The sequence below is a fragment of the Prosthecomicrobium pneumaticum genome (assembly GCF_014199915.1).
In the GTDB taxonomy this organism is placed as follows: domain Bacteria; phylum Pseudomonadota; class Alphaproteobacteria; order Rhizobiales; family Kaistiaceae; genus Prosthecomicrobium; species Prosthecomicrobium pneumaticum.
Genome location: NZ_JACHOO010000007.1, coordinates 35,370 through 53,759 on the forward strand (window position 1 = coordinate 35,370; position 18,390 = coordinate 53,759).

19 protein-coding genes and 1 tRNA gene are annotated in these 18,390 nt (G+C 70.9%); 6 read left to right on the forward strand and 14 right to left on the reverse strand.

Annotated elements, in window-relative coordinates:
- Positions 1 to 564: 564 nt before the first annotated feature.
- Positions 565 to 858 (reverse strand): GIY-YIG nuclease family protein, encoded by a 294-nt coding sequence (locus GGQ63_RS16040; RefSeq protein ID WP_183857627.1) that lies wholly within the window; start codon positions 856 to 858, stop codon positions 565 to 567.
- A gap of 783 nt (positions 859 to 1,641) precedes the next feature.
- Entirely contained in the window at positions 1,642 to 1,980 is a 339-nt protein-coding gene (locus tag GGQ63_RS16045; protein ID WP_183857628.1) for a phasin family protein, read from the reverse strand.
- Between the two features lie 405 nt (positions 1,981 to 2,385).
- Between GGQ63_RS16045 and GGQ63_RS16050 the strand changes: the two genes are divergently transcribed.
- On the forward strand, positions 2,386 to 3,810 hold the full coding sequence (locus GGQ63_RS16050; protein ID WP_246429835.1) for an SPOR domain-containing protein: 1,425 nt from the start codon (positions 2,386 to 2,388) through the stop codon (positions 3,808 to 3,810).
- Positions 3,811 to 3,861: 51 nt separating this feature from the next.
- On the opposite strand, the gene GGQ63_RS16055 is transcribed toward GGQ63_RS16050, so the two are convergent.
- Positions 3,862 to 4,515, reverse strand: a complete 654-nt coding sequence (locus GGQ63_RS16055; RefSeq protein ID WP_210308545.1) for a DnaJ domain-containing protein — start codon at positions 4,513 to 4,515, stop codon at positions 3,862 to 3,864.
- Positions 4,516 to 4,640: 125 nt separating this feature from the next.
- Here GGQ63_RS16055 and panC point away from each other — a divergent pair, with 125 nt between their 5' ends.
- Positions 4,641 to 5,657 (forward strand): pantoate--beta-alanine ligase, encoded by a 1,017-nt coding sequence (gene panC / locus GGQ63_RS16060; RefSeq protein ID WP_183857629.1) that lies wholly within the window; start codon positions 4,641 to 4,643, stop codon positions 5,655 to 5,657.
- Here the strand turns inward: panC and GGQ63_RS16065 are convergent.
- Positions 5,622 to 6,059, reverse strand: a complete 438-nt coding sequence (locus GGQ63_RS16065) for a DUF1489 family protein (RefSeq protein WP_183857630.1) — start codon at positions 6,057 to 6,059, stop codon at positions 5,622 to 5,624. The two genes, panC and GGQ63_RS16065, sit on opposite strands and share 36 nt — an antisense overlap.
- Before the next feature lie 112 nt (positions 6,060 to 6,171).
- Here GGQ63_RS16065 and GGQ63_RS16070 point away from each other — a divergent pair, with 112 nt between their 5' ends.
- From GGQ63_RS16070 to GGQ63_RS16080, 3 genes are read left to right on the forward strand one after another with little or no spacing between them, the layout of a single operon-like run.
- A complete protein-coding gene (locus GGQ63_RS16070; RefSeq protein WP_183857631.1) occupies positions 6,172 to 6,384 on the forward strand; it encodes a hypothetical protein in 213 nt (70 codons plus the stop codon).
- Positions 6,385 to 6,408: 24 nt separating this feature from the next.
- The gene (locus GGQ63_RS16075; protein ID WP_183857632.1) at positions 6,409 to 7,143 is read left to right on the forward strand and encodes a DUF599 family protein; all 735 of its coding nucleotides are present in this window, start codon (positions 6,409 to 6,411) and stop codon (positions 7,141 to 7,143) included.
- The gene (locus GGQ63_RS16080; RefSeq protein ID WP_183857633.1) at positions 7,140 to 7,409 is read left to right on the forward strand and encodes a DUF3253 domain-containing protein; all 270 of its coding nucleotides are present in this window, start codon (positions 7,140 to 7,142) and stop codon (positions 7,407 to 7,409) included. The genes GGQ63_RS16075 and GGQ63_RS16080 overlap by 4 nt, the downstream gene beginning before the upstream one ends.
- Here GGQ63_RS16080 and GGQ63_RS16085 read toward each other — a convergent pair.
- The 7 genes from GGQ63_RS16085 to GGQ63_RS16115 form a co-directional block, all read right to left on the reverse strand.
- Positions 7,382 to 8,200 (reverse strand): YdcF family protein, encoded by an 819-nt coding sequence (locus tag GGQ63_RS16085; protein ID WP_183857634.1) that lies wholly within the window; start codon positions 8,198 to 8,200, stop codon positions 7,382 to 7,384. The genes GGQ63_RS16080 and GGQ63_RS16085 overlap by 28 nt on opposite strands.
- Before the next feature lie 21 nt (positions 8,201 to 8,221).
- Positions 8,222 to 9,379: a diguanylate cyclase gene (locus GGQ63_RS22370; protein WP_183857635.1), complete on the reverse strand. Its 1,158-nt coding sequence runs from the start codon at positions 9,377 to 9,379 to the stop codon at positions 8,222 to 8,224.
- Between the two features lie 78 nt (positions 9,380 to 9,457).
- The gene (locus GGQ63_RS16095) at positions 9,458 to 10,615 is read right to left on the reverse strand and encodes a DegT/DnrJ/EryC1/StrS family aminotransferase (RefSeq protein WP_183857636.1); all 1,158 of its coding nucleotides are present in this window, start codon (positions 10,613 to 10,615) and stop codon (positions 9,458 to 9,460) included.
- Between the two features lie 8 nt (positions 10,616 to 10,623).
- Positions 10,624 to 11,583 carry a Gfo/Idh/MocA family oxidoreductase gene (locus GGQ63_RS16100; protein ID WP_183857789.1) on the reverse strand — a complete coding sequence of 320 codons (960 nt, stop codon included), beginning with the start codon at positions 11,581 to 11,583 and terminating at the stop codon, positions 10,624 to 10,626.
- 91 nt (positions 11,584 to 11,674) lie between these two features.
- Positions 11,675 to 13,093 (reverse strand): magnesium transporter, encoded by a 1,419-nt coding sequence (gene mgtE / locus GGQ63_RS16105; protein WP_183857637.1) that lies wholly within the window; start codon positions 13,091 to 13,093, stop codon positions 11,675 to 11,677.
- Between the two features lie 217 nt (positions 13,094 to 13,310).
- Positions 13,311 to 13,395 (reverse strand) — tRNA-Leu (locus GGQ63_RS16110).
- A gap of 66 nt (positions 13,396 to 13,461) precedes the next feature.
- Positions 13,462 to 14,346: a sugar phosphate isomerase/epimerase family protein gene (locus tag GGQ63_RS16115; RefSeq protein ID WP_183857638.1), complete on the reverse strand. Its 885-nt coding sequence runs from the start codon at positions 14,344 to 14,346 to the stop codon at positions 13,462 to 13,464.
- 278 nt (positions 14,347 to 14,624) lie between these two features.
- Between GGQ63_RS16115 and lipB the strand changes: the two genes are divergently transcribed.
- On the forward strand, positions 14,625 to 15,377 hold the full coding sequence (lipB, locus tag GGQ63_RS16120) for a lipoyl(octanoyl) transferase LipB (RefSeq protein WP_183857639.1): 753 nt from the start codon (positions 14,625 to 14,627) through the stop codon (positions 15,375 to 15,377).
- A 34-nt stretch (positions 15,378 to 15,411) separates the two neighbouring features.
- Here the strand turns inward: lipB and GGQ63_RS16125 are convergent, their stop codons facing one another.
- From GGQ63_RS16125 to GGQ63_RS16135, 3 genes are read right to left on the reverse strand one after another with little or no spacing between them, the layout of a single operon-like run.
- Positions 15,412 to 16,692 carry a beta-ketoacyl-ACP synthase gene (locus GGQ63_RS16125; RefSeq protein WP_183857640.1) on the reverse strand — a complete coding sequence of 427 codons (1,281 nt, stop codon included), beginning with the start codon at positions 16,690 to 16,692 and terminating at the stop codon, positions 15,412 to 15,414.
- A gap of 12 nt (positions 16,693 to 16,704) precedes the next feature.
- A complete protein-coding gene (locus GGQ63_RS16130) occupies positions 16,705 to 17,907 on the reverse strand; it encodes a beta-ketoacyl-ACP synthase (protein ID WP_183857641.1) in 1,203 nt (400 codons plus the stop codon).
- Complete coding sequence (locus GGQ63_RS16135) at positions 17,904 to 18,380, reverse strand: 3-hydroxyacyl-ACP dehydratase FabZ family protein (protein WP_183857642.1); 477 nt, start codon at positions 18,378 to 18,380, stop codon at positions 17,904 to 17,906. The genes GGQ63_RS16130 and GGQ63_RS16135 overlap by 4 nt, the downstream gene beginning before the upstream one ends.
- Positions 18,381 to 18,390: the final 10 nt, after the last annotated feature.

Here is an 18,390-nt window from a genome sequence, read left to right on the forward strand (position 1 = left end):
CGTTGCATGGATTCCCGCGGGAATGACGGGGGAAAACGCCCGCCGAAAACGCCGCACGTCACGATTATGGATGCCGGCACGGAGGCCGGCATGACGGGTGGCGGGGGTTGCTCGAAGGCCTCGCACCGCGCGGAGCGGCCGGCCGGACGGTCTGAGCCCGAGAGCACCGTCGCCACCAGAGCACCCGTCACCCCGGCCTCCGTGCCGGGGTCCATAATCGGGACGCCGGGCGAACACGCGCGCCGCCGCCATCCCGCACACCCGTCATCCTCGCGAAGGCGAGGATCCATCACGCCGAGCCGTCCGCCGTTGCATGGATTCGGCCTCCACGGGAATGACGGGGGGAAAACGCCCGCCGAATACGCCGCACGTCACGATTATGGATGCCGGCCCGGAGGCCGGCATGACGGGTGGTGGGGGCTGTTCGAAGGCCTCGCACCGCGGTGCGCGGAGCGGCCGGCCGGTCGGCTCCCGAGAGCACCGTCACCACCAAAGCACCCGTCACCCCGGCCTCCGTGCCGGGGTCCATAATCGTGACGCCGGGCGAACACGCGCGGCGCCCGCTCAGAGCGCGACGAGGCTCGCCGAAAGGTCCTGCCAGTCGGGGTTTTCCTGCTCGATCACATTCGCCTTCCATTCGCGCTTCCAGTTCTTCAACTGCTTCTCGCGCGCGATGGCGGCCTCCATCGTGGCGTGCATCTCGTACCAGACCAGCCGGTGGACACCGTAGCGCTTGGTGAAGCCCTCGGCCGTTCCTTCCCGGTGCTGCCAGCAGCGCCGCGGCAGATCGCTCGTCACGCCGACATAAAGCGTTCCGTGTTTGCCGCTCGCCATCATGTAGACGCTGGGTTGCTTCATGTCGCAGACGCTACCTTGGCCGTCGACCAAGGGCCAGAGCCGACCGCGCGGGAACGCCGCCATGAGGCACCGTCCCGCCCCTCTTTCGACGGGCACGATTATGGATGCCGGCCCGGAGGCCGGCACGACGGGTGGCGGGGGTGATCGAAGACATTACGCGGGTAGTGTGCGGAGCGGCCGGCCGGTCGGCTCCCGAGAGCACCGTCGCCACCAGAGCACCCGTCACCCCGGCCTCCGTGCCGGGGTCCATAATCGGGACGCCGGGCGAATACGCGCGGCGCCGCCATCCCGCACACCCGTCATCCTCGCGAAGGCGAGGATCCATCACGCCGAGCCGTCCGCCGTTGCATGGATTCCCGCGGGAATGACGGGGGGAAAACGCCCGCCGAATACGCCGCACGTCACGATTATGGATGCCGGCACGGAGGCCGGCATGACGGGTGGCGGGGGCTGTTCGAAGGCCTGGCGGGGAGCGCACAGGGAGAGGGGCCGCCGGACCGCTTGAGCCCGAGAGCGCCATCGCCACCCAAAACACCCGTCACCCCGGCCTCCGTGCCGGGGTCCATAATCGGGACGCCGGGCGGTCTCGCCCGCGCACCGGCAGCCCTCGCGCAAGCTCTCAATGCTGTCCTGCGGCCCTACGTCCGGAGAGGCCCCTTGCGCGCCCTGCACGCCGTCCCGTCGTCCCGCACCCGCGCCGCCATCCCGGCGGCCCGGCGCGCATGCAAAAAGCCCGGCCTTTCGACCGGGCTCCGTCCGTCGCGTCGGGATGAGGCGGCGCGGTTACTTCGCCGCCGGAACCTTGCCGAACAGCGCCTCATAGGGCTTGTAGGCGCTCTTCGTCAGCTCGGTGAACATCTCGCCCATCTTCGTCATCTCGGCGACATAGCCCTCATAGGAGGAGCGCACATAGTCGCTCTGCAGCTCGACGACCTTGTCGATGCTCTTCGCCGCCAGCAGCTTCTCGAGCGCCGCGGTGCCGGTCTCGAAGCTCTTCTTCGAGTAGTCGGCCGCCTCGACGGCGATCGCCTGCATGCCCTTCGAGAAGGCCGAGAGGCTCTTCATCGCGTTGTCCATGCTGTCCTTGCCAACCTTCTGCATGTCATCGAAGCCGGCCGCCATGACGCGCCTCCCTTCATACCGATCCCGAACGGCGCATGTGCCTTCGGTTCCACGCCCTTAATTTATGCATTGCAGCATCGGCGTCAAGGATGAATTTGTGCACTGCACAATGGGCGGCGGTCCGGATCGGGACTCGATCGAATCGTCGGCTTTTACCGATTCGTAACGGCGTCGGCCCTAGCCTCTGCGGCGAGCGCATTGGACCGGGTCGCCATCGCGCCGATCAAGGGGCGGTCCGGATCGAGCCTTCGGTTTCGTCGAAAGCCGCCTCTTGCCGGCCGATTTGGAAGACGGGACTTGCGCAGCGCCGCAGGACCGCCGCAAATTCGACCCGGTGTCGAGGCAATCTTTGAAACTACCCGCCGCGTGGGGGCCACGGGCGGGGCGAGACGGAGAGTGGACTTCATGCTGCAGGGCACCAAACCCTTCGGCCGCCTGGGCTTGCGTGCGGTGCGCAATGCCCTTGCGGGCCTCATGGTTGTGGCGGCCGTTTCGGGGGCGACCACGGTCGTCGCCCATGCCGCGAAGTATGCCGCGATCGTCGTCGATGCGAATACCGGCAAGGTGCTGCACGCCAAGAACGCGGATTCGCCGCGCTATCCGGCCTCGCTCACCAAGATGATGACGCTCTATCTGCTGTTCGGGGCACTCGACAGCGGCAAGCTGACGATGGACACCCGGCTGAAGGTTTCCGCCTTCGCCGCGGCGCAGTCCCCCACCAAGCTCGGCCTCAAGGTCGGCTCGACGATCAGCGTGCGCGAGGCGATGCTCGGCCTGATCACCAAGTCGGCGAACGACGCCGCTGTGGTGATCGCCGAGAACCTCGCCGGCTCCGAATCGGCCTTTGCGAAGCGGATGACCTCGACCGCCCGCCGCATCGGCATGACCAACACCACCTTCCGCAACGCCTCGGGCCTGCCCAATCCCGGCCAGGTGTCGACGGCCCGCGACATGGCCACCCTCGGCCGCGCGCTCGCCGAGCACTACCCCGAATATTACAAGTATTTCTCGACCCGCAGCTTCGTGTTCCGCGGCCGGACGATCAACGGCCACAACAATCTGCTCGGCCGGGTCGACGGCGTCGACGGCATCAAGACCGGCTATATCCGCGCCTCCGGCTTCAACCTCGTCTCCTCGATGCGCCGCAACGGCCGCCATCTGGTCGCCACCGTGATCGGCGGCACGTCGGGCCGCGCCCGCGACGCGCAGATGCAGGCGCTCCTCGAGCAGTATATCGGCAAGGCCTCGCGCCGTTCGGGCGGCGCGCTGATCGCCCGTGCCGGCCAGGAGGACGCCGCGCCTGCGCTTCTCGCCCTCGCCCCCTCGCCGCGGCCGCGCCCGGAACTCGTCGCGGCGGCCGAGGAGGTCGGCAGCATCGTCGCCGACGAACCCGAGACGGTCGACGTCTATGACGCGGTCGTGGCCGCCGAGGACAAGCCGGTCGCCGACCCGAAGGTCGTCACCGCCTCCGTCGTGCCGGTCGCCAACCCGCTCGCCCGCAACGACGACGAGGAGATCGCGCAGGGCGACATCGACGACGGCGGTGCCGCCGACGCCGCGGCGATCATGACCGCCTCGGCCGATTCGGGCTGGAAGATCCAGATCGCCGCGTCGCCGACCGCCGCGGGCGCCGATTCGATGCTCGACAAGGCCCGGGCGGCGGCGCCGCAGCTGCTCGCCCAGGCGGTGCCGCAGGTCGAGACCGTGAAGAAGGGCAAGTCGACGCTCTATCGCGCCCGCTTCGCCGGCTTCTCGGACAAGGACGCCGCATGGGCGGCCTGCGGCAAGCTCGAGAAGCACGATTTCTCCTGCCTCGCCATCCGCCGGTGAGCCCGGACCGCCGCCCCTTTCCCCATCGTCTCCTCTGTCTCGCGTCGGGAGCTAGCGATGTTTGCCGAGAAGCCTGTCCTTAGCCTCGTTGAGCTTGGCGGCCAGGAAGGTCGATCCGCCCTGGTCAGGATGGACCCCCTTCATCAGGCGGCGCCAGGCCTCTCGGATCTCCTGCTCGCCGGCGCCGGGCGGAAGGCCAAGGATCTGGTAGGCCTCCTCCTCTGTCATGGTGCCCGGGCGCGTCGCGCCGCCCGCCCGCCCTGCCGAATCGCCATCGACGTGTTCACGCCAGCCGGGCGCCCTGCGGTCGAGATAGTGTTCGAGCATTGAGCGGTCGCCCGGGCTGCGGGCGACCTCCCGCCACAGCTCGAGCAGCTCCGTCCGGCCGAGCTTGTCGAGCGGCTTGCCGGCGTGCCGCCCCTTCGCCACCGTGAGCCGGCCGCGGCCGTCCTTGACGATCCGCCCGCCGCCTCGCCGGCCGAACAGGGCCGGCAGATCCCCCTTCAGCGCCGCGAAGCCGAAGCCGGCGATCGCGATGCCGAGCGGCAGCCGCCCCGTCAGCATGAGCAGTGTGCCGAGCGCGACGAGCCCGCCGGCGAGGCCGCGGCTCAGGATCTTCTCAGCCCCCGCTTTGGGGCCGAAGACCAGAAAGGCGAGCCCGACCGACAGGGCGAGCAGGGCGAGAGCGGGGGCGATCAGGCCCATGGCGGCGGCGGCTCCGGATGCGACCCGCCCTCTATGGGGTGCGAGGCTCCGCCTGGCAATCGCGGATCGGGACGCGCCGGCCCCGATCTGCTAGATGCGGTGGTCCGCCGCCGGAGAGTGCCGCCATGTTGTTCCACCCGCCCGTCTTTCGCAGCATCGACGCGCTCCGCGCGCTGGTCGGCACATGGCGGGCCGCTGGGTTCACCGTCGGCATGGTGCCGACCATGGGGGCGCTCCATGCCGGTCACGTCTCGCTCGTCCGGGCCGCCAAGGCGCGGCAGGACCGGGTGATCGCGACGATCTTCGTCAACCCGACCCAGTTCGCCCCGAACGAGGATTTCGCCGCCTATCCGCGCACCGAGGACAGCGATCTCGACCAGCTCGCCGCGGTCGGCACCGACGCCGTCTTCGCTCCCCTCCCCGACGAAATGTATCCGGCCGGCCATGTCACCGCGGTCTCGGTCGAGGGCGGCCCGGCGCTCGGCCTCGAGAGCGATTTCCGGCCTCATTTCTTCCGCGGCGTGGCGACCGTCGTGTCGAAGCTTCTGCTCGCCGGCATGCCGGACGCCGCCTTCTTCGGCGAGAAGGATTATCAGCAGCTCCTCGTCATCCGCCGCATGGTCGCCGATCTCCGCCTGCCGACCGACATCGTCGGCCTGCCGACGGTGCGCGAGGGCGACGGCCTCGCCCTCTCCTCGCGCAACGCCTATCTCTCGGCCGAGGAGCGGGCGATCGCGCCGAAGCTGCACGCCGCGCTCGCCGAGGCCGCGGAGGAGATCGAGGTCGGCCTCGAAGTCGCGGAGGTGCTCGCCGCCGCCCGCCAGACGCTCGAGAAGGCCGGCTTCCGGCCGGACTATGTGGCGCTCAGGAACGCCGAGACGCTCGCCGAGGTCGCGGATGCCGCCGCCGAGCCGCTCCGGCTGCTCGCCGCCGCCTGGCTCGGCCGCACCCGGCTGATCGACAACGTCGCCGTTCCCTCCCCCGGCACGGCCGGTGCCGCGGCCGCCGCCGCGGAGCCGGAGATCGCGCCGGCGGAGGCGGAGGCGGCCCCGTTCGACACCCCGCCTGCCGACCCCACCGAACCCGCGGCCGCGGAGGCCGGCGGGTCAGAACAGGCCGATGGCGGCGAGCTCGGCGCGTAGGGCGTCCGGCAGGTCGTCCGCGCCGGCGGTGCGGGCACCGAGATCGGCCGGCGCATCCTTCGGCTCCAGATAGCGCCAGCCCTGGAAGGGCTGGCGGGGCTGCGGCACGGTCCTCACGAGCACCGGCTCGAGCACCAGCTTGCAGCGGCCGATGCCGTCGGCGCCGGTCACCGCCTCGAGCGCCAGCAGCCGCTGGCGCACCAGCACCTGGCCGCGGATCACCCAATAGAGCGAGCCGCCGTCGAGCAGCGCCTCGGTCCGCTTCGGCGTCATCCGTGTCGTGTGGCTGTCCTCCGGCACGAGGCCGGCGCCGCGCTGCCGGGCGAGGTCCTCCTCGATCCAAGCGGCGAGTTCCTCGACGCTGTCGACGCCGACGCAGAGCTTGATCAGATGGAGCGTCATGGGCTCAAGCTCCGCCGCTGCGACGTCGCGGTCAAATGCTCCCGCCGATTTTCCACAGCCGGCCGCTTGAACGCCGCCGCGGCCTCGCCTAGAGCCTTGAGGAGAGGTGGCGATGCCGAGCGAACCCCGTTCCCCGACGACCAAGGCCGAGCTCGACCGTCTGGCGAGCCGGATCGCGACGATCGGCATCATCGCCGGCCTCGCCTGCACGTCGCTCGGCATGCTCGCCCGCTCGCCGGTGTTCGGCGGCGCCGGCCTCCTCGTCGTGCTCATCGCGGTCGTGCTGCGCCGGCCCCTGGCGCGGCTCGTCGCCGGCCGGGGTTGAGGCAAGGGATCGTTGGGGACGGCCGTGCTCGATCTTTCCCCCCTCGATCTCGTCGCGCTCGCCTGGTTCGGCATCGCCTGGGTCGGCTACAGCCTCGTCGTGCGCGAGGCGACGCGCCGCGGCCGCTGCCTGTCCGCGGCGATGGACGAACAGCGCCGCCGCTGGATGCGCACCATGCTGCGGCGCGACCTCAGGATGATCGACACGGCGATCATGGCCGGCCTGCAGAACGGCACGGCCTTCTTCGCCTCGACCGCGCTGCTCGCCATCGGCGGCGGCTTCGCGCTGCTCGGCTCGACCGATCAGGTCTATGGCGTGTTCCGCGATCTCGCCCTCGAGGAGGAGATCCCGCGCGGCGTGTTCGAGTTCAAGGCGCTCGGCCTCACCGCGATGTTCATCTACGGCTTCTTCAAGTTCGCCTGGTCCTACCGGCTCTTCAACTACGCGACGATCTTCCTCGGCGCCGTGCCCGGTGCGGCGCACGCGCACGACCCCGAGACCATCGCCGCCGCCGACCGGGCGGGCGAGTTCACCGTCGCGGCCGGCCGCCATTTCAATCACGGCCTGCGCTCCTTCTTCTTCGCGCTCGGCTATCTCGGCTGGTTCGTCAACGCCTGGTTCTTCATCGCCGCGACCGCGCTGGTCTTCGCCGTACTGGTGCACCGGCAGTTCTTCTCGATCTCCGCCCGCATCGCCCTCGCCGCGCTCAATGCGCCGCCGGTGCCCCCCGCACCGCCGCAGCAGCCGCGTGCGACATGACGGCGAGGCCCGCCGAGGCGGACATCCGCGAAACGATGCTGCGTCTCGTCGCGGAAGCCGGGCCGGAGGGCACGGCGTCGCCCGAGGCGGTCGCCCGGGCGCTCGCCGGCAGCGATCCGAAGGCCTGGAGCAAGCTGATGCCGGCCGTTCGCCGAGCCGCCGTCTCGCTCGCGCTCGCCGGCGCGCTCTCGATCCGGCGGAAGGGCCGCCCGGTCGACCCGAAGGAGTTCAAGGGCGTCTACAGGCTCGGTCCGCCCGCCGCCTGATCGGGCGCGGGAAAGAGCGCGTCCGTCCGCCCGGTCAGCCGGTAAGCGACGAGGCCGAGCCATTCGCGCACCGCCTGGTCGAGCCGGCCGAGCCCGCCCGGCAGGCTGGTGCCGATCCGCCAGACATCGTCCGGCCCGGCGAACTGATAGTCGACCGGCCAGGGCACGACCGGGAATCCGGCGACGCGGAAACAGCCGATCGCGCGCGGCATGTGGAAGGCCGAGGTGACGAGCAGCCAGCGCCCGCCCGGGCCGGGCGCGATCAGCGCGCGGGTGAAGGCCGCGTTCTCCGCCGTGTTGCGGCTCTTGTCCTCGACGATGATCCGCTCCGCCGGCACACCCATCGCCTCGAAGAAGCGGAGCGCCGCCTGCGCCTCGGTCAGCCCGTCGGGAAACAGCGCCGCCGAGCCGCCGGTGAAGACGATCTGCGCCTCCGGATGACGGCGCGACAGCGTGACGGCTTCGGTCATCCGTTCGGCGCTCTCGGACAGCGATACGGCACCCCGCGCCGCGCCGACGCGCGGATCGACCGCGCCGCCGAGCACGATGATGCCGGCGACCGGCGCGTCGAGCGCCGGCCTCGGAAAGCGTTCCTCGAGCGGCGAGAAGAGCAGCGCGCCGACCGGGCCATAGCCGGCGACCATCAGGCAGAGCGTCGCCGCCGCGACGACACGGGTGCCCGCCCGGCGCCGGCCGGCGAGGAGCAGGACCAGGCCGACGAGAAGCAGCAGAAGGAGGAGCGTGCTCGGCTGCGCGGCGATCCAGACGAGCTTCGAGGCATAGAAGAACATCGCCGCGTCGCGCCCCGCCTCTCAGCCGGCGAGCGCCTGCACGCCGCGCACCCGGTCGCGCCCGTCGCGCTTCGCCTCGTAGAGCGCCCGGTCGGCGCAGGCGGAAAGCGCGCCCAGATCGGCGCTCGCCGCCGTCGCCGCCGCCACGCCGACGCTGACCGTCGTCGCGACACGGGCGCCTCCGTAATCGACGGCGACCCGCGCGAAGCGCTGCCGCACCCGCTCGGCGACCACCGTGCCGCGCGCCGCGTCGGCGCCGGGCAGCAGCGCCATGAATTCCTCGCCGCCGGTGCGACCGACCGGATCGGTATCGCGCAGCGTCGCCTTGAGCACCTCGGCGAAGGCGCGCAGCACCGCGTCGCCGGCGGCATGGCCGAACGAATCGTTGATCTGCTTGAAGCGGTCGAGATCGAAGGCGAGCATGGCGACCGAGACGCCTTCGCGGGCCGCCCGCGCGGCCGCCGCCTGCGCCTCGTCGGAGAAGCCGCGCCGGTTATAGAGCCCTGTCAGCGGGTCGCGCTGCGCCTCGCGCCGCAGTTCGGCCGCGTCCCGCTCGCGCACCATGGCGTGGCCGGCGAGCACGGCGGAGAACAGGGCGAGCACCTGTTCGATGAGGCTGATCGAGACGAGCGGGTTCGAGGCGAACAGGTCGCCGGGCATCTCGACGACGCCGGCATAGGCCGTTCGGGCGACACAGAACCCGGCATGGAAGAGCAGAATGCCGAACAGCAGGCTGCGCGGCGCGAAGCGACTCGTGCCGTCGCGCCAGATCGCCTCCGCCCCGCCCAACGAGGCTATCGCCGCGAGCGCTGAGAACAGCGCGACGCGGACGCCGAGATCGTCGAAAAAGGGCGGATAGAGACAGGCGACGAGCCAGACGCCGGGCACCGCGGTCGCCGGCAGCCAGGGCAGTTTGCGCTCCTCGAAGGCTCTGAGGCCGAGCCAGACGAGGGCGAGGCTGGCGAGCGTCATCGCATTGCCGATGATGATCGCGACCGGCATGCCGACGATGGCGCGGGAGACCGAGAGCAGCGCGCCGATCCCGCCGATCACGCCGGCGAGCGTCCACAGGAGAAGATGAAACCGCTCCGGCCGTCGCCCCCAGGACAGCAACAGCCCGCCCGCCGCGACGAGCGACAGGATGGCGAGAACGGTGATCAGCGTCCGGATATCGAGCACGCCACAGCCCCAAAACCGGCGGTAGTCCGCCGACCGCCTTGCCCCCTTTTTTCTCTATGGCATAAACGCCGAAGGCCGTCAGGCGTTTTCGACGGCCGAAAGGACGCTCGCGATCACCCGCTCGACCTCGTCGTCGAAGAGATCGGGGTTCATCGGCAGGCTGATCACGGCGGCGGCGACATCTTCGGAGGCGGGCAGCGGCCGCACCGGGGCATCGGCAAACGCCGGGTGGCGGTGCAGCGGCACGCGGTAGAAGAAGGCGTTGCCGATCCCCTCGGCGTCGAGCCGCGCCTTGAGGGCATCGCGGTCGGCGACCTTCACGGTGTAGAGGGCGTGCGCGCTGCGATAGCCCTCGGGCCGGCTCTGCAGGCCGAGCACGCCGGCAAACGCCGCATCGTAGCGCTTCGCGATCGCCTCGCGCCGGTCGAGCTCGTCGTCGAACACGGTCAGCTTGGCGTTCAGGATCGCCGCCTGGATGGTGTCGAGCCGGCCGGTGACGCCGTGCCGCACGGCGACGTCGCCGGTGCCCTGCCGCCCGTGCGAGCGGATGGTGCGCACCGCCTCGGCGAGGCCGTCGTCCTCGGTCAGGATCGCGCCGCCGTCGCCATAGCAGCCGAGCGGCTTGGTCGGGTAGAAGCTCGTCGCGGTGATCGGCGCGAGCGCCCCGACCTTGCGGTTGCCGAGCGCGCCGCCATAGCTCTGCGCGGAATCGGCGAACACCGTCATGCCGTGCGCCGCGGCGATCGCGCCGATCGCCGGATAGTCGGCCGGCAGGCCGTAGAGATCGACCGGCATGACGACGCGGGGCTCGAGCACGCCCGCCGCCTCGACCTCGGCGACGGCCCGCGCCAGATCGGCGGGATCCATGTTGAAGGTGTCGGGATCGACATCGACGAAGATCGGCGTCGCCGAGACCGAACACACCGCGCCCGCGGTGGCGGCGAAGGTGAAGGCGGGCACGAAGACCGCGTCGCCCGGGCCGACGCCGAGCGCCATCAGGCCGATCATCAGCGCGTCGCGGCCGGAGGACACGGCGATCGCCTGCTTCGCGCCCGAGCGGGCGGCGAGCGCCTTCTCGAGCTCGTCGACCTCCGGCCCGAGCACGAACTGCCCGTGCGCCAGCACGGCGTCGATCCGCTGCCGGACGTCGTCGGCGAGCCGGCGCTGCTGCCGCTGCAGGTCGAAGAAGGCGACGCGGCCCGGCTGCACGGAGACGGGGCGAACGGCGGTGACCATGGATGACCTCAGGACACGAGCCCGGCCGAAGACCGGGCGGGAGAATTCTGGATCGCGTGGCGGATCCGCTCGGCGAGGTCGAGCGCGGCATTGCCCGCCCGGCCGTCGACCGGCACGGGTCCACGCCCCGCCGCCGCGTCGAGGAAGCCGTCGATCTCGGCTGCGAGATTGTCGCTCGCCGCGAACTCGGTCGCCGCGCCCGCCGCATCGGAGAGCCGCCGCGCCGCGAAATCGGCGATGAACGTGCCCCCGGCCGTGGCGACGGTCATCCGCCGCTCGCTCAGCGGGGCGATCCGGCTCGCCTCGATGACGGCGACGAGGCCGGTCGAGAAGCCGACCTCCGCCCGCGCCCAGTCATTGGTGGCCCCGCGCACCGCCGCGCCGGTCGCCTCGACCGTGGTGACGGCGGCGTCCGGCCCGGCGAGCGCCAGCACGAGGTCGATGTCGTGGATCATCAGGTCGAGCACGACGTCGACGTCGACCGCCCTGCCCTTCCACGGCGCGATCCGCACCGCCTCGATATGGCGCGGCGCGGCGGCCCGTTCGGCGAGCGCCCGGAACACCGGCGAGAAGCGTTCGATATGGCCGACCTGCAGGACGGCGCCCGACGCATCGGCGCGGGCGACGAGATCGCGCCCCTCCTCGAGCGTCGCGGCGATCGGCTTCTCGACCAGCACGTGGATGCCGGCATCGAGGAGATCGGCCGCGACCGCATGATGCAGCGAGGTCGGCACCGTCACGGAGACCGCGTCGACCCGCCCGATCAGGTCGCGATGACCGGCGAGCGCCGCCGCGCCGTATTCCGCCGCGACGAGGTTGCGCCGCGCCGGATCCGCATCGACGACGGCGACCAGCGTCGCCTTGGGGTTGGCGGCGTGATGGCGGGCGTGGAAGGAGCCGAAATAGCCGAGGCCGACGACGGCGGTCCTGATCGGGGCAACGGACAGAGCGCCTCTCCTCGCGCGGATTTCGTTGCGTTTTGTCTAGCAATTCCGGGCGGGATGTCGACTGGCCGAAGTGTCACGAATTGTCCGGCCGCTAAACACGGCGCGACACGCCTCAGCGCAGCGCGAACCACCAGGTGGCGAGGCCGAGAAAGGCGAGATAGCCGACCGAGTCGGTGGTCATCGTCACGAACACCGAGGAAGCGACCGCCGGGTCGACCTTCAGCTTGTCGAGCGTCATCGGCACGAGCACGCCGACGGTACCGGCGACGATGAGGTTGAGCACCAGCGCGATGCCGATGACGACGCCGAGATGCGGGTCGCCGAACCAGAAACCGGCGAGCGAGCCGACGAAGCAGGCGAGCACCGCGCCGTTGAGGAAGCCGACGGAGAGCTCGCGCGCCAGCACGCGCCGCGCCGTGCGGCCGCGCAGCTCGCGCGTCGCGATCGCCCGCACGGTGACGGCCATCGCCTGCGTGCCGGCATTGCCGCCCATCGAGGCGACGATCGGCATCAGCACGGCGAGCGCCACCATGCCGGCGATCGCGCTCTCGAAGGCGCCGATCACCGAGGCCGAGACGAAAGCGGTGAACATGTTGGCGAACAGCCAGGGGAAGCGGCTGCGCGCCGTCCACAGCACCGTATCGGAGATCTCCTCCTCGGCATTGACGCCGGCGAGCGCCTTCAGGTCCTCGTCCGCCTCCTCCTGGATGACGTCGACGATGTCGTCGATCGTCAGCACGCCGACGAGCCGCCCGTCCTCGTCGACGACCGCGGCCGAGACGAGATTGTAGCGCTCGAACATCCGCGCCACCTCCTCCTGATCCTCGGTGGCGGGCACAAGATGGTGCGCCTCGTCGACCAGTTCGGAGATCGGCGTCGGCCGCTTCGAGCGCAGCACGTGCGACAGCGCCACCGTGCCGAGGAGATGGAAGGCCGGATCGACGACGAAGATCTCGTAGAAGGACTCCGGCAGGTCCTCCTCTTCGCGCATGTAGTCGATCGTCTGGCCGACGGTCCAGAAGGGCGGCACCGCGACGAACTCCGTCTGCATGCGCCGGCCGGCCGATTCCTCCGGATAGTCGAGGCTGCGCTTCAGCGCCTGCCGCTCGATCGAGGGGATCTGGGCGAGGATCTCCGCCTGCTCGGCGGCGTCGAGGTCTTCGAGGATGTAGACGGCGTCGTCCGAATCGAGCTCGCGCACACCCTCCGCGACGGCGGCCGCGGGCAGTTCCTCGAGGATCTGCACGCGAACCGATTCGTCGAGCTCGGTCAGCGCGGTGAAATCGAAGGCCGTGCCGAGCAACTGGATCAGCCCGGTCCGCTCCTCGGGTTCGAGCGCCTCGAGAATCGCGCCGAGATCGGCCTCGTGCAGGTCCTCGGTCAGCAGGCGGGCGGTGTCGCGGTCGCCGGTCGCGAGCGTCTCCCGCAGCGCCTCGAGAAAGCCGGCCGAGATCGCGTCGTCCTCGTCGCGCAGCGGCGGCGGCGCGAAGGCGGCGGGCGCATCGTCGGGAAGGCTCGTCTCGTCCGCCATGGGCCCTCCGTGACGCGTGCCGGCTGCGGGTGAGAAGACGGCGCCCATACCCTTTCGGCATCCTGCGCCGTTCCGGGGTCGAAGCCCGTTCCGGGGGTCTTAGCCCCGCTGCCGCGGTGCGGCAAAGAAAAAGCGCCGGGCGCCGCCGGCGCGGGGATCACCGTCCCCGAAAAAGCCTCGGCCCCCGCCGCGTCTGCGGTCGGGGGCCGAAAGAATTTGGTGCGGTTGAGAAGACTCGAACTTCCACGGGTTGCCCCACAGCGACCTCAACGCTGCGCGTCTACCAATTCCGCCACAACCGCGAACACCGCCGGCGAACCGGCGCGGCGACCGTGTAGCAAATCGAATCCGGCGACACAAGCGGCCGGTCACCGGTTTGCAACAATGTCCTCCGCCCGCACTGCGTCCGCCATCTCCCGCTTCATATAGGCGAGCGCATGGGCGGCGAGATCGTCGCTGTCCTGCCAGAGGTCGCGCCACACCGCGACCATGCCGGAGAGCACCGGATTGGTCACCGCGGTCGAGAACGCCTCGAAGGCGATGGTGCGCTCGAAGCCGATCCGGGCGAGCGCCCGGAACATCGGCGTGAACAGGATGTTGCCGGTGCCGAGATAGCCGCGATGGCTCTCATTGACGTGGAAATAGCCGAGCCGGTCGCCGCAGAGCGCGATCGCTCCGGCATTGTCCCCCTCCTCGATGTTCATGTGATAGCTGTCGAGATGGACGTAGACATTGTCCTCGCCGACCGCGTCGATGAAGCGGAGCGCCTGGCCGCCGGTGTTGATGAGGTTCGATTCGTAGCGGTTGACCGCCTCGAGCCCGATGTCGATGCCGTGCCCGCGCGCCGCCCGCGCGATCTCGCGAATCACCGCGACGGAATTCTCCCGGCCCTTCGGGTCGACCGCCTGGCGGTATTTGTGGAGCGCGCAGAAGATCACCCCGCCGAGATAGTCGCCGCCGATCGCCGCGGTGAGGTCGAGCACCTTCCTCAGATGCGCCGCGCCGCGCTCGACCACCGCCGTGTCGGCGCTCGAAATGTCCTGGTCCGTGGAGAGGCCGAGGCTCACCCCCGCCTTCAGACGGTGTTCGGCGAGCAGCGCCTTCGTGTGCGGGGCGTCGAAACGGTCCGGATCGAAAACCGGGATCTCGACCCGGTCATAGCCGAGCCGCGCCGCGCTGCCGATCGTCTTCTCCGCGTCCTCCCGGGTCCAGCCGCCGACCCACACCGTGCCGTGAATGCCGAATTCCACCATGGCCGCTCCTCCCAAAGCGTCGCGCCCGTCCTGCCGGGCGCCGTCCGCAAAGGTTAGTGACATCCGCCGCGAGGGAACACCCCCGACCGCTCCGGAGCGAACCGCCCGGCCGAGCCCCCCTCTCCCGCTCGCGGGGGAGGGCTTCGCGTCTTGGCGAGCGAAGCGAGCCTGGACGCGAAGGGGGAGGGTCTTCCCCCCTTCCCCCGAGACCGCGGCGGGCTTATCTGCGGGGGGCGCCGCCCGTCCGCAGGGCCCGAGCGCCCCGACGGACACCGCCCATGCTCGACACGCTGACGCCGATCCCGCAGCCCGCCTTGCCCCCGCGGGAAGCCTTCCGCGCGGCGGAGGGGGCGCCGCCGGTCGCCTGGGCGATCGAGGAGGGGCTCGTCCCCTATGACGAGGCCGTCGCCTTCATGGAGGCGCGCGCCGCGGCGATCGCCGCCGGCACGGCCGACGAGCTGGTCTGGCTGGTCGAGCATCCGCCGCTCTACACCGCCGGCACCAGCGCCGATCCGAAGGACCTGCTCGCGCCCGACCGCTTCCCGGTCTTCCGCAGCGGCCGCGGCGGGCAATACACCTATCACGGCCCCGGCCAGCGGGTCGCCTATGTGATGCTCGACCTCACCCGCCGGCGGCGGGATGTGCGCCGCTTCGTCGGCGCGCTCGAAGCCTGGCTGATCGGCACGCTCGACGCCTTCGCCATCCGCGGCGAGCGGCGCGAGGATCGGGTCGGCGTCTGGGTGCGGCGGCCGGACAAGGGGCCGGGCGCCGAGGACAAGATCGCGGCGATCGGCATCCGCGTCCGCCACTGGGTGACCTTCCACGGCGTCGCGCTCAATGTCGAGCCGGAGCTCTCCCATTTCGAGGGCATCGTGCCGTGCGGCGTCGCCGCCCATGGCGTGACGAGCCTCGCCGATCTCGGCCACATCGTTACGATGCCCGAAGTCGATTCGGTGCTGAGGGGCCAGTTCGAGGCCGTGTTCGGGCCGACCGTCGCCGCCGCCCGCCGGGAGGGCTCCGAGGCGGGCTGAGGCGGCCCGAGGCCGCCCCGCGCCGGCGCCCGGGTCAGGCCGGCTCGGCCGCCACCACGAGACAGGCGTTCTGGCCGCCGAAGCCGAACGAGTTCGACAGCACCATCGACACGTTCGCGGCCCGCGCGACGTTCGGCACCACGTCGAGCTGGATCGAGGGATCCGGCACATTGTGGTTGATCGTCGGCGGGATCAGGCCGTTGCGGATCGTCTCGAGCGAGAACACCGCCTCGACGGCGCCGGCCGCGGTCAGCGTATGGCCGATCATCGACTTGTTGGAGCTGATCGGCACCGAGGCGATCGCCGGGCCGAACACCGCCTCGAGCGACATCGCCTCCATCTTGTCGTTCTCCGGCGTCGAGGTGCCGTGCGCGTTGATGTAGGAGATCGCCTCCGGGCCGACGCCGGCATCGTCGAGCGCCTGGCGGATCGCCGCGATCACCGGCGAGCCGTCCGGCTTCGAGCGGGTGCGGTGGAAGTCGTCCGCCTTCTCCGCGACGCCGCGGATGACGCCGAGAATCGTCGCGCCGCGCGCCTTCGCCCGCTCATAGTCCTCGAGCACCAGCGCGCCGGCGCCCTCGGCGATGATGAACCCGTCGCGATTCTTCGAAAACGGCTTCGAGGCGGCGGCCGGATCGTCATTGGCCGTCGACAGCGCCGAAAGAAGCGAGAAGCGGATCACCGCCTCGACCTGCACCGAGCCGTCCGTGCCGATGACGAGCGCCCGGTCCGTCTCGCCGCGGCGGATCGCCTCGACGCCGAGCTGGATCGCCGTCGCGCCCGAGGCACAGGCGGTCGACAGCGAGATCGGCGCGCCGCGCGTGCCGAAGCGGTCGGCCATCCGGTCGGCGACATTGCCGTAGAGCGTCAGCTCGTAGAGCGCCCTGTCATTGTGGCGGAGCGCCGCCTCGATCATCCGCGGATAGGCATCGCCCGTGTCGCCGGCCTGCCGGTAGATCGCGCGCCGCGCCGGCCATTCGAGTTCGACCGGCGGCACCGCCATGAACAGCATGCCGGGAAAGGACCGGCCGGGCTCGAAGCCCGCCATGGCGATCGCCTCTTCGGCCGCCGTCTGCGCCAGCCGCTCGGTGCGCACCGGCGAGGGCGTCTCGGGGTCGCAGAGGAAATCCACAGTGCCGGCGATCGTCGTGCGCAGATGGTCGGTCGGGAAGCGCGTGATGCGGTGGATGCCGGAGCGCCCGGAAGTGAGCGCCGCCCAGTTGTCTGCGACGCCCTGGCCGAGCGAGGTCACGACGCCATAGCCGGTGACGGCGACCACCGGCCGTCCGCTGTGATCCTTGAGCGGCTCCGCCATCCGCCGTCTCCTTCAGTCTGCCGCGGCGAGCAGCGCCATGCCCTCGCCCCGCCAATGTCCCCAGCAATTGACGAGGATACGCTCGGGCGCATCCCCCGTCTCGCCTTCGAAAGCGGTCGGATCGTCGCTGCCGTAAAAGGCCCCGCGCGACAGGGCGAGGGCCGCGAGCGCGACGAGCACCGGGAAGGTCGCGTCATAACCGGCGCCGACGAGGCTCGTCAGCGCGCGGACCGGGCCGACGAGGCCCTCTTCGCGCAGGCCCGCGAGGAAGTCGCGCTCCTCGCCGGTGATCGGCGCGGCACCGGTGGCGCCGGAGACGACCGCGACCGGCCGGTCGCCGAGGAGCGGCTTCAGCGTCTCGATGGCGCGGCGGCCGTTCTCCGTCGCCTCGCCCGGCGCGCGCCGGCAGCGGTCGGAGAGCACCGAGAGCAGCCGCGCATAGGGCTTCGCCCCGCGCGCCTTCGCGTGGTCCGGCGATTCGAGCACCAGGAAGCCGCTCATCGAGCCGGTGACGAGCCCGCCGCCCTCCCCTTCGCGGGTCCAGACGGGGACGTGCGCGCCCTTCCAGAGGTGGCCGCCGAGCGCGAGGTTGAGGAGCACGTCGATCCGCTCGGCATTATAGGCCGCGCCGACCAGGAACACCTCGCCCTGCCCGCTCGCGATCCGCCGCGTCGCGATCTCGATCGCCGAGACGCCGGCGAGCTCCTCGCCCATGAAGGTGCGCGACGACCCGGTCACCTTGTGGACGATCGAGATGTTGCCGGCGAGAAGGTTGGAGAGCTGGGCGAGGAAGAGCGTCGGGCGGAGGTCGTTGGAGAGCCGCTCGTTGAGAAAGGAATCGGGATCGGCCGCGGTCTCGAGCCCGGCGAGGATCTGGCTGTCGACCTCGACGTCGCGCTCGCCGCCGCCGGCCGCGACGATCATGTCCATCCGCGACAGCAGTTCGGCATTGCCGGTGATGCCGGCATCGGCGAGCGCGAGGCCGGCCGCATAGGTGCCGAGCCGCTGCCAGGGCTCCATCTGGCGCTGGTCGGCCTTGCGCGGGATCTGCTTGTCGAGTTCGAGCCGGACGACCGGATGCACCGGATAGGGCGCGAAGCGCGCCTCTTCGACGACCGGCTGCGGCGCGGTCGCCGAAAGCGCCTCGAAATGCGCGTCGAGCCCCTCGCCGAGCGAGGAGACGAGGCCGATGCCGGTGATCCAGACCTCGGTCATGGCGCGAGCTCCGCCTCGATCCCGGCGCCGAGACCGATGGTGCGGGCGCGCGCGAGCATCGCCTGACGCAGGTCCTCGGCCGGGAAATCCATGATCCGCAGCATCACCTCGGCATCGGCGACACGGCCGTCCTGGTCGATGCGCGTCTCGAACACGGCATAGCCCGAGCCGTCGTGGACGAGCTTGGCGCGGATGTCCATCACCGTGTCCGGCACGACGAAGCGGCGGAATTTCGCCTTCGACGAACCGGCGAAGAACGGCATCTGCACGAGGCCGTTGCGGGCGAGCGCGAGATAGCCGGCGGCCTGTGCCATGGTCTCGAGCAGCAGCACGCCCGGCATGATCGGATGGCCGGGGAAATGCCCCTCGAAGATCGGGCTCACCGCCGGAACGTCCGCCTGGGCGTGGATCGTCCCCGCGTCGCGGTCGAGCGCCACGACACGGTCGATCATCTCGAAATATTCGAGCCGCATGGGATCCCCG

Bases quoted from the DNA above. Each gene is read 5' to 3' on its own strand.
- GGQ63_RS16040 (WP_183857627.1), bottom strand. From the start codon at position 858: ATGAAGCAACCCAGCGTCTACATGATGGCGAGCGGCAAACACGGAACG.
- GGQ63_RS16045 (WP_183857628.1), bottom strand. From the start codon at position 1,980: ATGGCGGCCGGCTTCGATGACATGCAGAAGGTTGGCAAGGACAGCATG.
- GGQ63_RS16050 (WP_246429835.1), top strand. From the start codon at position 2,386: ATGCTGCAGGGCACCAAACCCTTCGGCCGCCTGGGCTTGCGTGCGGTG.
- GGQ63_RS16055 (WP_210308545.1), bottom strand. From the start codon at position 4,515: ATGGGCCTGATCGCCCCCGCTCTCGCCCTGCTCGCCCTGTCGGTCGGG.
- panC (WP_183857629.1), top strand. From the start codon at position 4,641: ATGTTGTTCCACCCGCCCGTCTTTCGCAGCATCGACGCGCTCCGCGCG.
- GGQ63_RS16065 (WP_183857630.1), bottom strand. From the start codon at position 6,059: ATGACGCTCCATCTGATCAAGCTCTGCGTCGGCGTCGACAGCGTCGAG.
- GGQ63_RS16070 (WP_183857631.1), top strand. From the start codon at position 6,172: ATGCCGAGCGAACCCCGTTCCCCGACGACCAAGGCCGAGCTCGACCGT.
- GGQ63_RS16080 (WP_183857633.1), top strand. From the start codon at position 7,140: ATGACGGCGAGGCCCGCCGAGGCGGACATCCGCGAAACGATGCTGCGT.
- GGQ63_RS16085 (WP_183857634.1), bottom strand. From the start codon at position 8,200: ATGTTCTTCTATGCCTCGAAGCTCGTCTGGATCGCCGCGCAGCCGAGC.
- GGQ63_RS16095 (WP_183857636.1), bottom strand. From the start codon at position 10,615: ATGGTCACCGCCGTTCGCCCCGTCTCCGTGCAGCCGGGCCGCGTCGCC.
- mgtE (WP_183857637.1), bottom strand. From the start codon at position 13,093: ATGGCGGACGAGACGAGCCTTCCCGACGATGCGCCCGCCGCCTTCGCG.
- GGQ63_RS16115 (WP_183857638.1), bottom strand. From the start codon at position 14,346: ATGGTGGAATTCGGCATTCACGGCACGGTGTGGGTCGGCGGCTGGACC.
- lipB (WP_183857639.1), top strand. From the start codon at position 14,625: ATGCTCGACACGCTGACGCCGATCCCGCAGCCCGCCTTGCCCCCGCGG.
- GGQ63_RS16125 (WP_183857640.1), bottom strand. From the start codon at position 16,692: ATGGCGGAGCCGCTCAAGGATCACAGCGGACGGCCGGTGGTCGCCGTC.
- GGQ63_RS16130 (WP_183857641.1), bottom strand. From the start codon at position 17,907: ATGACCGAGGTCTGGATCACCGGCATCGGCCTCGTCTCCTCGCTCGGC.
- GGQ63_RS16135 (WP_183857642.1), bottom strand. From the start codon at position 18,380: ATGCGGCTCGAATATTTCGAGATGATCGACCGTGTCGTGGCGCTCGAC.